12 protein-coding genes are annotated in these 13,020 nt (G+C 68.2%); 8 read left to right on the top strand and 4 right to left on the bottom strand.

Features of this window, described 5'->3' with window-relative positions:
• Nucleotides 1-7 precede the first annotated feature (7 nt).
• From LC452_RS04870 to LC452_RS04860, 3 genes are all read left to right on the top strand, one after another.
• A complete protein-coding gene (locus tag LC452_RS04870) occupies nucleotides 8-1,930 on the top strand; it encodes a helix-turn-helix domain-containing protein (RefSeq protein ID WP_223622903.1) in 1,923 nt (640 codons plus the stop codon).
• A gap of 91 nt (nucleotides 1,931-2,021) precedes the next feature.
• Nucleotides 2,022-2,435, top strand: coding sequence for a hypothetical protein (locus tag LC452_RS04865; protein WP_223622902.1), 414 nt, complete (start codon nucleotides 2,022-2,024; stop codon nucleotides 2,433-2,435).
• A 7-nt stretch (nucleotides 2,436-2,442) separates the two neighbouring features.
• Nucleotides 2,443-2,793, top strand: coding sequence for a hypothetical protein (locus LC452_RS04860; RefSeq protein WP_223622901.1), 351 nt, complete (start codon nucleotides 2,443-2,445; stop codon nucleotides 2,791-2,793).
• Nucleotides 2,794-2,885: 92 nt separating this feature from the next.
• Here the strand turns inward: LC452_RS04860 and LC452_RS04855 are convergent, their stop codons facing one another.
• On the bottom strand, nucleotides 2,886-3,191 hold the full coding sequence (locus LC452_RS04855; RefSeq protein WP_223622900.1) for a hypothetical protein: 306 nt from the start codon (nucleotides 3,189-3,191) through the stop codon (nucleotides 2,886-2,888).
• An 85-nt stretch (nucleotides 3,192-3,276) separates the two neighbouring features.
• Nucleotides 3,277-3,471, bottom strand: coding sequence for a hypothetical protein (locus LC452_RS04850; protein ID WP_223622899.1), 195 nt, complete (start codon nucleotides 3,469-3,471; stop codon nucleotides 3,277-3,279).
• A gap of 132 nt (nucleotides 3,472-3,603) precedes the next feature.
• Here LC452_RS04850 and LC452_RS04845 point away from each other — a divergent pair, with 132 nt between their 5' ends.
• Nucleotides 3,604-6,084 (top strand): glycoside hydrolase family 2 protein, encoded by a 2,481-nt coding sequence (locus LC452_RS04845; RefSeq protein WP_223622898.1) that lies wholly within the window; start codon nucleotides 3,604-3,606, stop codon nucleotides 6,082-6,084.
• Here the strand turns inward: LC452_RS04845 and LC452_RS04840 are convergent.
• A complete protein-coding gene (locus tag LC452_RS04840; protein WP_223622897.1) occupies nucleotides 6,081-6,647 on the bottom strand; it encodes a TetR/AcrR family transcriptional regulator in 567 nt (188 codons plus the stop codon). The genes LC452_RS04845 and LC452_RS04840 overlap by 4 nt on opposite strands.
• A gap of 209 nt (nucleotides 6,648-6,856) precedes the next feature.
• On the opposite strand from LC452_RS04840, the gene LC452_RS04835 reads away from it, so the two are divergent.
• Entirely contained in the window at nucleotides 6,857-8,596 is a 1,740-nt protein-coding gene (locus tag LC452_RS04835) for a CocE/NonD family hydrolase (protein WP_223622896.1), read from the top strand.
• Between the two features lie 47 nt (nucleotides 8,597-8,643).
• Nucleotides 8,644-9,759, top strand: coding sequence for a magnesium and cobalt transport protein CorA (locus tag LC452_RS04830; RefSeq protein ID WP_223622895.1), 1,116 nt, complete (start codon nucleotides 8,644-8,646; stop codon nucleotides 9,757-9,759).
• A gap of 26 nt (nucleotides 9,760-9,785) precedes the next feature.
• Here the strand turns inward: LC452_RS04830 and LC452_RS04825 are convergent, their stop codons facing one another.
• Entirely contained in the window at nucleotides 9,786-10,802 is a 1,017-nt protein-coding gene (locus LC452_RS04825) for a LacI family DNA-binding transcriptional regulator (protein ID WP_223622894.1), read from the bottom strand.
• A 99-nt stretch (nucleotides 10,803-10,901) separates the two neighbouring features.
• Here LC452_RS04825 and LC452_RS04820 point away from each other — a divergent pair, with 99 nt between their 5' ends.
• Entirely contained in the window at nucleotides 10,902-11,834 is a 933-nt protein-coding gene (locus LC452_RS04820; RefSeq protein ID WP_223622893.1) for a nucleoside hydrolase, read from the top strand.
• A gap of 181 nt (nucleotides 11,835-12,015) precedes the next feature.
• Entirely contained in the window at nucleotides 12,016-12,993 is a 978-nt protein-coding gene (locus tag LC452_RS04815; RefSeq protein ID WP_223622892.1) for a nucleoside hydrolase, read from the top strand.
• The last annotated feature ends 27 nt before the right edge of the window (nucleotides 12,994-13,020 follow it).

The raw sequence follows: 13,020 nt of genomic DNA, 5'->3' as shown, positions 1-13,020 counted from the left end.
AGGTGCGATGGCTGAGAAGCCCCGAGCCTCGTCCGGTGCGTCGTCGGCCCTGGTGACCGAGGTCGTCGCCGCCATCCGCTCGGAGCCGGGTGAGGGCATGACCGCGCTCGCCGAGCTGCTCGCCGAAGCCGGTGTCGCCGCCGCCGAGCTCGAGCAGCTGCTGACCTCGGTGCAGGAGTCGCAGCAGCTGACCGCACGACTGCGACGTCGAGCGACCGAGCTCGAAGCCCTCTTCTCCACCGCGCGCGAGCTCGTGCGGCTGCAGGACGTGACCGATGTGCTGCGCCGGCTGGTGGAGAGGGCACACGAGCTGATGGGCACCGACGTCACCTATCTCTCCGAGGTCGAGAACACGGGCGGCGACCTTCGCGTGCGGTACTCGGTCGGCACGGTCACCCCCGAGTTCCGTGATCTGCTCGTGCCGGCCGGGTTCGGCCTCGCGAGCCTGGTCGCGCAGAGTCGGGAGCCGGTCTGGGTGCGCCAGTACACGCGGATGGCGGATGCTCCGCACGACGCGTCGATCGATGCGGCCGTCGAACGCGAGGGGCTGGTGTCGTTCCTCGGCGTGCCGCTCGCGGTCGGCGACGAGGTGCTCGGCGCGCTGTTCGCCTGCAACCGCTTCGCGCACGACTTCACGCCCGAGCAGGTCCTGCTGCTGTCGGCCTTCGCCGATCACGCGGCGGCGGTGCTGCACAGTGCGCGCGTGCTGGCCGACAGCGCGGCTGCCCGTGCGCGTGCCGAGGCTGCGTATCAGGAGCTGCAGCGGCATCTCGAGGCGACGCAGGTGGCGAGCAGCATCCATGAGCAGCTCACGGCGGCCGTGATGTCGGGCGCCACGGTGGTCGATCTCGTCGCCACTCTCGCCGACCGGCTCGGTCGCCGGGTGTGGGCCGTCGATGAGGCGGCCCGCCCACTCGAAGCCTCGGCCGGCGCCCGCACCGGCCTGCCGGCGCGGGCCCTGTTGGCGGATGCCGTGCGCGAGAGTCAGCGCAGCGGTCACGCCGCGACGATCGACGACGGCGGGCACCGGTGGCTCGTCGTCGCGATCCTGGGTGCCGACCGCGTGCTCGGCGCGATCGTCGCCGAGGAGCCGGAGGATGCGCCGGTCGAGGACGTCGCCCGACCGACACTGGAGCGGGCCGCGCACGTCGCCGCGCTGGTGTCGTTCAAACGCGAGGCGGTGTCGGCTCTGCGGGCCGACCGCCGTGCCCATCTGCTGCTCGGCCTTCTCGATGGAGCGACAGCGCGGGAAGCCGCGGAGCTCGGCTCCGAGTTCTCCGCGACGATCACGGCGTGCGCGGTGGTCGACGTGCGCGGGGGAGAGGGCGCGCTCACGGCGGCGGCGGATGCGGTCGGCGACGACGGCCTCGTGGCGCAGCGCGAGAACCACCTGATCATCGCCTGGGGCGTGCCGGATGCCGCGGCGGCGACCGAGCGGGTGCGGCGCGTGCTCGCCGACCGGCTGCGCCAGCCCGACGCCACGGCGGTGGTCGGAGCGGTCGAGTACGGCATCCCCTCCCTGCGCGACGCCGTGGATCGGGCGACGCGCGATCTGCGGTTCCTCGCGCCGCTCGGCATCACCGGTGCGACGGTGCGTTCCGAGGCCTTCGCGCCGTACCACGTGCTCACCTCGGCCGCGCCGGATGCCGTGGCGCGTTACGTCGACGACCTGCTCGGGCCCGTGCGGGAGTGGGATGCCCGCCGCGGCACGCTGCTCGTCGAGACGCTGGGCGCCTACTTCGACGGCGGGGAGAGCCGGCGGGCCGCCGCGGCCGCACTGCGGGTGCACACGAACACCGTGCAGCAGCGGCTGGAGCGCGTGTGGGCTCTGCTCGAGGGCGACTGGAGCGACCCGGAATACCGGTTCCGCGTGCAGGCGGCCGTGCGGCTGGAGAGGTTGCGGGAGCGGCTGGCCGCGGATGGGGTCTGACGCGGTTCGCCGTCGATCATGCGGGAGCCGGCGACCGGTGGGGCTTCATCCGTGACGGCCTCTGCTCGGAGACGTCGCCTAGGATCACAGCATGCGCGGGCGTGTTCTCCTCGGTGTCTCCCTGGCGACGGGCGTGCTCGCACTGACCGCATGCGGTCCCCTGCCGCCGCTGAGCGGCCCCGACCGTTCGGAGGCGGTGCCGGTGCCCGGTGGCACCTGCGACATCAGCTGGTGGCTCAGCCCCGCGGTCGACGATCCGCCCGCCGAGGCGAACCGCATCGCCGCGGAAGCTCTCGAGAACGCCGCGGTGAGCGACTCTCAGTGGAGGGACTGGTACACACTTCTCGATGACGATCCGGACCTCGACTCCGTTCCCGAGATCAGGCTCCGAGGGTCCGCATACCTGGAGTCCGTGCGGGAGGACGTGCGGGTAGCGCTGGAGGAGGCGGGATACCCCGATATCGAACGGGTCATCGAGGTCTATTCGAACCTGTCCTGCGGGTGATCGGACCGTGCGGATCGTCGGAACTGTCATCCTCGCCATCGCGGCGACGCTCGCCGGACTCTTCGGCGGCTTCATGCTCGGACTCTCCGGCCTCACCCTGGCGGGCCCGGGCCTCATGGTGATCGAGTACTCCGATGCGGACGACACCGAGCGGGCGATCGGTATCGGGATGGGCGTCGTCTCGCTCGTGGCCTGGCTCGTTCTGCTGCTGTCCGCCGCGCTCGTGGGGCTGCGCGGCGATCGGCCGACGCGCGCCCGGCGTGCCACGGTATGGATCGTCGTCGGACTGAGCGCGGTGCTCGTGCTGGGGCTGCTGACCGCGGTGCTGGCCACCCCGCCTCCCGTCAGCTTCGGGTGACCACAGACCCGTCGAAATCGATCGTCGTCGGTGGACTCGTTGACTCCGACCATCGGGTGCGCGACACGCCGACGATTGATGGTCGATCCGCATCAGGGCCTGTAGTCAACGTGCACGTCGATCTCTTGTCCGAGTTCGATTTCGATGCGTTTGGCGAGGCTTCGGCCCTCTTTTTTCCACTGATTCAGTTCGTCCTCCCAGTCCCACTCATTCCCGGGTGGCTTCGGGGAGAAGTACTTCTGCCCTCGAGAGTTCCAGGCGATGAGATCCTGGATGAGCTGCTCTGAGAGACCCGAGGTCTCGGGATCGAGCGGCCCGCCTCCTTCACCAGGCGTTCTCTCCCAGACCGGAAACGTGTCCCAAAGCTCCGCCATGAGCGCTAACAATCGGCGTGACATGTACGTCCTCCATCTGTTCGGTACCGAATCAAGCAGACGCTACAGGTCGCGGAAACAGCGCTTCGCCGCGGCATCCGTTCCCGCCTCAGTGACGGATCGAGCGGATCGCGGCGATCAGGATGCCGAAGGCGAAGACCGGCACGGCGGCGAACACGGACCGCCAGTTGCCGTTGAGCAGCGGGAATGCGAGGGCGACCGCCACTCCGATCACGAAGATGGCGATGATGATGACGCGCCACAGGGCGTCCGTCCTGGTCCTGGCCTTGGCGGGCTCGCTCACGATCTCATCCTCGTTCCGGTCGTGGTGGGCATCGGTACGTGCGCGACCCTAGCAACAGAAGGCGGCCCCGGCAGGTAGCGTGGCTGGGTCAAGCCACACGATCCCCCGAGTCGTTTCGAAAGCAGGCACCAAGTGACCCAGGTCTCCTCCCTCACCCGCGGATGGACGCTCCGCGCCGTCGCTCCGGATGCCGCGAGCCCGGCATCCGCGCTGCCGGATTCGATTCCCGCGACCGTCCCCGGCACCGTGCACACCGACCTCCTCACGGCGGGACTGATCGATGATCCGTACCTCGATCTGAACGAGCTCAAGGATGAGTGGATCGGGCACACGCGCTGGGCGTACCGCACCACTGTCGAATGGGCGGATGCCGGCGAAGAGCGCACCGAGCTGGTGTTCGACGGCCTCGACACCGTGGCGACCGTGTCGCTGAACGGCGAGGAGGTCGGGCGCACCTTCAACCAGCACCGCACCTACCGCTTCGACGTCACCGATCGGCTGCGCGCCGGCGCGAACGACCTCGAGGTCACCTTCGACTCCGCGTGGGAGTACGCGGAGTCGGTGAAGGCCGAGCTCGGCGACCTGCCCAACGCGTACCCGACGCCGTTCGGGTTCATCCGCAAGATGGCGGCGAACTTCGGGTGGGACTGGGGTCCCCAACTGGTCACCGCCGGCATCTGGAAAGACGTGCGGCTCGAGTCCTGGTCGGGCGCCCGCCTCGCCGAGGTGCGCCCCGCCCTGACGCTCGACGGCGACGAGGGCGTGGTGCGCGTCACTGCGCTGCTCGCGACGTCTGGATCAGAAGCGGATGCCGTCGCCACGGGTCGCGTGCTCACCGTCTCCATCGGCGGCCGTCATGTCGACGTCCCGGTCGACGGCGAAACCGTCGATGCCGAGGTGCGCGTGCCGCAAGCCGCCGTCTGGTGGCCGCGCGGGATGGGCGAGCAGCCGCTCTACGAACTCGAGGTCTCGGTGCGCGAGGGCGAGACCACGAGCGACTCCTGGACCCGGCGGGTCGGCTTCCGCACGGTCGAGCTCGACACGTCGGAGGACGAGGCCGGCTCGAAGTTCACCTTCATCATCAACGGCATCCCGCTGTTCATCCGCGGCGCCAACTGGATCCCCGACGACTGCTTCCCTTCCCGCCTGACCGAGGAGCGCTACCGCGACCGCATCGAGCAGGCCATCGGTGCGAACCTCAACATGCTGCGCGTGTGGGGTGGAGGCATCTACGAGCGTGACGAGTTCTACGGCATCTGCGACGAGCTCGGCGTACTGACCTGGCAGGACTTCCTGTTCGCCTGCGCCGCGTATCCCGAGGAGGAGCCGATCCGCAGCGAGGTCGTCGCCGAGGCGCGCGACAACGTGCTGCGACTGTCGACCCACCCGAGCCTCGTGCTCTGGAACGGCTGCAACGAGAACATCTGGGGCTGGTTCGACTGGAACTGGCAGGAGGAGCTCGGCGACCGCACCTGGGGCCTCGGCTACTACACCGAGCTGCTTCCGCCGATCGTCGCCGAGCTCGCCCCGACCACGCCGTACTGGCCGGGCAGCCCGTTCTCGGGGTCGATGGAGTTCCACCCGAACGACTTCGATCGCGGCAACGTGCACATCTGGGACGTGTGGAACCGCGTCGACTACACGACGTACGCCGACTACGAGCCGCGCTTCGTCTCGGAGTTCGGCTTCCAGGGTCCGCCGACGTGGTCGACGCTCACCCGCTCGATCCACGACCAGCCCCTCACGCCGGAATCGCCGGGGATGCTGCTGCACCAGAAGGCTGCAGACGGCAACGAGAAGCTCGCCCGCGGCATGGAGCCGCACCTGCCCGAGCCGCAGTCGATGGAGGACTGGCACTACCTCACGCAGCTCAACCAGACGCGCGCCATCGTCTTCGCGATCGAGCGCTACCGGTCGCAGCGCCCGCACTGCATGGGCACGATCGTCTGGCAGCTCAACGACTGCTGGCCCGTGACGTCGTGGGCGGCCGTCGACGGCGACGGACGACGCAAGCCGCTCTGGCACGGACTCCGCCGCTCGAACGCCGAGCGCATCGTCACCGTGCAGCCCATGCCCGACGGGAGCCTGATGCTCGTCGCGGTCAACGACTCGATCGAGGACTGGACGGTGGCGGGCAGCATCCGCCGGCTCGCGTTCGACGGCACCGTGCTCGCCGAGCAGGCCGTCTCGCTGACCGTGCCGGCTCTCGACAGCGTCGGGGAGCCCGTCGACGCGGATGTCGCGACGCCGGATGACGCGCGGCGTGAGGTCGTGCGCGTCGACGTCTCCGGTGCGCGAGCGACGAGTCACGTGTTCGTCGAGGACAAGGCGCTCGCCCTGCAGGCGGCTGTCCTCCAGGTCGAGGTCGGAGAATGGCGCGACGGTCAGCAGGCGGTCGACATCACGGCCGGCGAGTTCGTCCGCGGTCTCTGCCTGTTCCCCGATCGGCTGGTCGCCGCCGCGTGGACCGACGACGCCGACATCGACATCGTCCCCGGCGAGGTCACGCGCATCACGGTGACGTCGCCCGAGCCGCTCGATGCAGAGGCGCTGGGGTCGTTCCCGGTGCTGCGGACTGTGAACGAGGTGGTGGCCGCGAGGGCGGTGGTCTAGAGCACCTCGAGCACGCCCGTCAGCCGCGACGCGAGCGCTCGCGAATCGATCGAGCGATCGATCGTGACGCGCACCAGGTAGCCCTGGAGCGAGGTCAGGATGACGTCGGCGAGTGCTTGTGCCGCGGCATCCTGATCGCCCGAGATGGCGGCGCTCCGCGTCGAGTCACGGCACCAGTCGGAGAGCGCATCGCTGATGTGCGCGCGCAGGTCGGCCAGATTGTGCGTCGCGATCTCCTCGAGCTCGGGGTCGCGCGGCACCTCCGCCCAGATCTGCAGGAGGGACCGCGCACGCGTGGATCGGTCGCTCGCCTCCAGCAGGTGCGCGAGGATGACTGCCGGCCCGCGCTCGGACGGCAGGCCCCCACTCGCGGCGGCGACCAACTCACTCATGGCGCTCGACGCGGTGAACCGCACCAGCTCCGCCTTGCTGGCGAAATGAGAGTAGACCGATCCGGCGGAGGAGCCCGCCTCGGCGATGATGTCCGCCATCGAAGTGCTCGCGAACCCGTCACGCGCGAAACAGCGCATGGCTGCCACGGCGATGGCCTCTCGGCGCTGCACGCGTGTCGCCTCGTTCAATCGCGGCATCTCGGCGTCCGTCCTGTCTGATCTCGGCGGCGATCCGATCGCACGCGGATCCATCGTGTCATGTGGTGCGAGGCTTCTCACCGCCCTCTAGCTAAACAGAATACTTGTTCTGTATGATGAATGTCGACCGGCAGGCGCACCGAGGGTTCGGACCGCCCCGGACGAGACAGAAGGAGCCCATCATGAGCCAGGACAAGAAGATCTACACGGCATCCGGCCCGCTGCCCGCACCGCGCACCGGCATCCTCACGCCGTTCGAACAGGGAACCCGCGTGCTCGAGGCAGGCTTCCAGATTGCCCCGCAGTTCCGGCCGCTGCCTGTCGACGTCGTGTTCGACAAGGACGTCGCCATCACGCTGCGGGACGGCGTGACGATCCATGCGGACATCTTCCGTCCTGTCACCGACGAGCCGGTCCCCGTGATCGTCGCGTGGAGCCCGTACGGCAAGGGGCAGGGCACCTCGATGAGCGTCAAGGGCGTCTTCGGCCTCGTCGGACTTCCGAACTCCATCGTCTCCGGACTCGAGAAGTTCGAAGCGGCCGACCCCGCCTACTGGGTGGCCCAGGGGTACGCGATCTGCAACCCCGACATCCGCGGCGTCGTCGACTCCGAGGGCGACAGCGTGCTGTGGGACCGGCAGGACGGTCTCGACGCCTATGACGTGATCGAGTGGCTCGCCGAGCAGGAGTGGTGCAGCGGCAAGGTCGGCATGAGCGGCACCTCGTACCTCGCCGTCTCGCAGTGGTTCGCGGCCGCCGAGCAGCCGCCGCACCTCGCCGCCATCAACCCCTGGGAGGGCGTGAGCGACGTCTACCGCGACCTCGTCAAGCGGGGCGGGATGCCCGATATCGGCTTCGCCCGCCAGCTGCAGGAGGGCAGCTTCTTCGGCAAGAACCGCAAGGAGGACATCCTGCGCGAGGTCGAGGAGTACCCGCTCATGAACGAGCTGTGGGAGGACAAGATCCCGGCGTTCGACCGCATCACCGTTCCCGCCTACATCGTCGCGAGCTACTCGAACACCCTGCACACCGCCGGCACCTTCCGCGCCTGGCGCCGCATCGCCTCCGACGAGAAGTGGCTGCGCATCCACAACACGCAGGAATGGCCCGACTACTACGAGGAGCGGAACGTGGAAGACCTGCGGCGCTTCTTCGATCACTACCTCAAGGGCGTCGACAACGACTGGACGCAGACCGCCCGGGTGCGGTACTCCGTGCTCGACCTCGCCGGCGGCGACCGCATCGAGATCGAAGCGGACTCGTTCCCGCCCGCGGATGTCACCTCCACCAGGTTCTACCTGGACGGGCGTCGACGGATGCTGGTGACCGAGGCGCCGGACGACGAGGTGCCGGTGTCATACGCGGTCGCGTCGAACCCGAACGCCGTGTCCTTCCTCACGCGGTTCGAGGAGGAGACGGTGCTCGTCGGCTACCCGAAGGCGCACCTGTGGGTCGAGGCGAGGGGCTCCGACGACATGGACCTGTTCGTGCTGGTGCAGAAGCTCGACCGATACGGCACGCCGCTCGCCGCATTCACCGTGCCCAACCAGAGCGCGATGGCGCACGACCTGACCGATCACGGGGCCACGATCCTCAAGTACAAGGGGGCGGACGGACGCCTGCGCGTCTCGGCCCGACACCTCGATGCGGTGCTCTCCACCGACGATGTGCCCGCGCACACGTTCGACCGCATCGAGAAGCTGTCCCCCGGGGAGATCGTCGAGATCGAGATCGACCTCTTCCCCGTCGGTCTCGCCTTCCACCCCGGCGAGCAGCTGCGATTCATCATCAGTTCGGCGAACCTGCTGGGCACGCTGATGCCGGCGATCGAGGAGTACGTGGGTGAGAACAGCGGCGAGCACGTGATCCACACCGGAGGCGCGCACGCGTCGTACCTGCAGCTTCCCGTGCAGGCGGGATGAGCCGGGCATAGTCTGGGCAGAGCATCAGCTCGGAGAAGGGGTGCGTGGTGACACAGGAGAACAAGAGCACAGCGGCTCCTCGCCGTCTGGCGCCTCTGCGTCGTCGCGCGGCGACGGCGGTGCAGGCCCCGGCCGACGTGCCGCACCTCATGCGCTACGTCACCGACGGGCATCCCGCGGTCGCGCCGCAGGAAGCCACCGTCGCTGACGGGCTGCAGTTCGCGAGCGGCGCCGACGATCGCATGACGATGCTCTTCTACCCGGCGCCGACGCCCGACGCGATCACCGAGCTGGCCGATGCCTGGGAGCTGCATCCGCTCCTCCGCGAGGATCTGCTGCATGCGCACCAGCGGCCGAAGGTCGACCGCTATGGCGACGTGCTCTTCCTCGTCGTGCGGTCGGCTCGGTACATCGACGAGGACGAGGACATCGACTTCGCCGAGTTCCACATGCTCGTCCGGCCGGGCGCCGTGGCCGTGCTCTGCCAGGACAAGCGGTGGATCGACGGCACCGACGGCACCGACTTCGACGAGGAGGAGGTGATGAGCTCCACCCGCAGGGAGCGCACTCTCCTCGCCGACGAGAACCTGCTGCGACTGGGCCCCGAAGCGGTCGTCTACCGCCTTCTGGATGCGATCGTCGACGGGTACGTTCCGGTGCTCCACGGGCTCGCCGTCGACAAGGAGCAGATCGAGCGCCAGGTCTTCAGTGGAGACGCCGCGGTCGCGGAACGCATCTATCGCCTCAGTCAGGAGGTCATCGACATGCAGCACACGACCTCATCGATGACCGAGGTGCTCGAAGCTCTCTCGGCCGGGTTCGGCAAGTACGAGATCCCCGATCAGCTGCAGGTCTACCTCGAGGACGTTTCGGACCACCTGACCCGCACGCATACGAAGGTCGGCGAGTACCGTGAGTCGCTCTCGCAGATCCTCAGCGTGAACTCGACGCTCGTCGCGCAGCGGCAGAACGAGGACATGAAGAAGATCTCGGGGTGGGCTGCGATCCTCTTCGCACCGACGCTGATCGGCGCGATTTACGGAATGAACTTCGACAACATGCCCGAACTGCACTGGACGTTCGGATATCCCCTGGCGATCGGATCCATGGTGGCGTTCGCGGCGATTCTGTATTGGGTCTTCAAGCGCAGCAAGTGGATGTGAGTGCCGGCGCGTAGTTGGCGGCGCGATCAGTCGCGCGCGGACTCCCGCGATGTCGATCCGCCGAGCTGCAGCTCGGGCGCGAGGCGGTTGCGGCGCAGGGCTCCGGTCCCGCCCTGGATCCGGTCGACCAGCACGGCGACGGCATCCGCCGCGATCGATGAGAGGGGCTGGACCACGGTCGTGAGCGTCGGCCAGAAGACCCGAGAGAGCTCGCCGCCGTCGAAGCCGGTGACGAGCACATCGCGAGGGACGTCATGGCCGCGCTCCCGGAGCCGCGACACGAGGCCGACCGCGATCTGATCGGACCCCGCGATGATCGCGTCGGGCAGCGGCCCGGCGTTGAGGATGTGGTCGGCCGCGGCGACGCCGTTCTCGACGCTGAACTCGCCGCGGAATGTCGCGCCCACCTCGATGTCGTGTCGTCGGGCGAGCCGGTGGAAGCTCTGCCAGCGCTCGACGCCGCTCGTGGTCGCGTCGTCGGTTCCGGCGTAGCCGACCGAGGTCACTCCCTGCTCGACGAGGTGCTCGAACAGCAGCTGGATGCCGAGCTCGTTGTCGACCCCGACGAAATCGGCGATCGGCTTGTCCAGCGCGCGATCGACCGTGACGACGGGGATGTCGTCGGGCACATTGGAGATCGACGGCATCGACGCCGTGCGATCCGAGGAGACGATCAGGATGCCGTCGACACGGCGATCGCCGAGAACCCGCAGCCGCCGCACCTCCTCGTCCACGAATCCATGGGAGTCGGCGAGGAGCAGCTCGAAGCCGGCGCGACTGAGCTCTTCCTCGACGGCGTCGATCAGCTGCGCATAGAACGGGATGCTGATCACCGGGACGATCATCCCGACGAGACGGCTCGATCCGTCGCGGAGTGCCCGGGCGATCGGATCGACGCGGTAGCCGAGCTCCGCGGCGACGGCCCGCACCCTGTCCACCATCTCCCGGGATACGCGCGGTTTGCCGGCGAGCGCTCGGGATGCCGTGGCGATCGATACCCCGGCGCCTGCGGCGACATCGGAGAGGGTCACATTCGACTTCACGGCATCTCCTGTCTCGACAACCGCCGCCCGCGGACGAATCCGGATGTAAAATCGGATCTCAAGTAAACGATTACACGAAGATTAGCAGAAGGGTTCACGATGCCCACGCCCGTCATCCTCGACTGCGACCCCGGCTACGACGACGTGTTCGCCATCTGGCTGGCTGCGGCAGATCCGTCGATCGATCTGCGCGCGATCACCACCGTGGCCGGCAACGGGGCCATCGAGCACACGTCTCTCAATGCGCGGGTGGCGTGCACGATCGCGGGTGTGCTCGACGTGCCGATCGCGCGCGGCGCCGCCGGCCCCCTCGCCCAGGAGCTCAAGACCGCCGACTGGATCCACGGGTCGAACGCGCTGGGCGGCGTCGAACTCCCGGAGCCGGCGATGGCTCTCGACGACCGTGACGCGACGGAGCTCATCCGTGACGTGCTGCGGGCTGCGGAGCAGCCCGTGACCATCGCGGCGACCGGCCCGCTCACGAACATCGCGCTCGTGATCGAGCGCCACCCCGACCTGATGGAGCGGATCGCGCGCATCGTCTGGATGGGCGGATCCACCGCTCGTGGCAACGTTTCCGCCTACGGGGAGTTCAACGCCTCGACCGATCCCGAAGCCGTCGATGTGGTGCTGAGATCCGGGATCCCCTTCACGATGGTCGGGCTCAACATCTCGCATCAGGCGCTGATCACTCGCGAGGTGCGTGCCAGGATCCGGGGCATCGGGAACGCGACCGGTCTCTTCGGCGCCGACCTGCTCGAGCAGTTCTGCTCGACGTATGACGCTTTCGGCGACATGCCGGACGGCCCGCTGCATGACCCGATCACGATCGCGCTGATCATCGATCCTGCGGTCGCGACGGTGCGTCAAGCCCGGATCGATATCGAACTGACCGGCGAGCACACGCGCGGCGCGACGGTCGTCGATCTCCTGGAGCTCGCGCATCGTCCGAAGAACGCGACGGTCGCGCTCGAGCTGGACGTCAAGAGGTTCTGGCACCTCGTAGAAGACGCCGTCACCGCTCTCCGTTGACCCCCGACCCGTCGGGCGGCCCTCTTCACCGCGTCCTTCGACGAAGATGAGCAATCGTTTACGCACATCTGTCACAGCTCGATAACGCCCTTGACACTCCCCTTCGTTCGTCGTTCCATGGGTGAAACGCAGCGTAAATCGTTTCTCAGTCTGAGAAACAGCTTGCACACGAAGGAGTGACATGGAGAAGATCATCCTGGACTGCGATCCCGGACACGATGACGCGATCGCCATCCTGCTGGCCGCCGCGAGCCCGGAGATCGATCTGCTCGGCATCACCACCGTCTCGGGCAACCACACGGTCGACAACGTCACCCGCAACGCCCTGTCGGTCTGCACGGCCTTCGGCATCCGGGTGCCGGTGGCCCGAGGCTCCGAGCGGCCGATCCTCATCGACCAGATCATCGCGGACGCGATCCACGGCGAGACCGGCCTCGACGGACCGTACCTGCCGCCGGCATCGTTCGATCTCGACCCCCGGCACGCCGTCGACTTCATCATCGAGACGGTCATGGCGCACGAGCCCGGCACGGTGACCCTCGTGCCCGTCGGCCCGTACACGAACATTGCTCTGGCCGCTCGCAAGGAGCCGCGCATCATCGACCGCGTCAAGCAGGTCATCGTCATGGGCGGGGCCTACACGCGCGGCAACATCACTCCCGCTGCCGAGTTCAACATCTATGCCGATCCCGAGGCCGCGCACATCGTGTTCACCGCGGGCTGGCACGTCACGATGATCGGCCTCGACCTCACGCAGCACCAGGCCCTCGCCACCCCGGAGCTCCAGGAGAGGGTCCGCGCGATCGGCGGAGACATCAGTCAGTTCATCCTCGACACCTGGGACTTCGTGCACACCACCCACAACGGTCTGCTCGACATCCCGTACCCGGCGATCCACGACGCCTGCTGCGTCGCCGCCGTGATCGATCCGTCGATCATCACCGTCGAGAAGGCCGACGTGCGCGTCGAGCTCGAAGGCCGATGGACCAAGGGGCAGACCGTCGCGAACTTCGAAAGCGCCTCCGGCATGCGCCACTTCGGCGGAACAGCGAGCGAGCAGGTCGACTACCGCACGGATGTCGCCATCAGTCTCGACTGGCAGCGCTTCGCCGACCTCATCGTCGACTCCACCGAGCGCCTCACCGCCGCCAAGGTCTGACCTCGACCCACGCACTCCTCACCCACC

The organism is Microbacterium sp. EST19A (assembly GCF_019969685.1).
Lineage (GTDB): Bacteria > Actinomycetota > Actinomycetes > Actinomycetales > Microbacteriaceae > Microbacterium.
The sequence above is the reverse complement of the archived record's forward strand: the minus strand, read 5'-3'. Positions and strand labels throughout refer to the sequence as shown.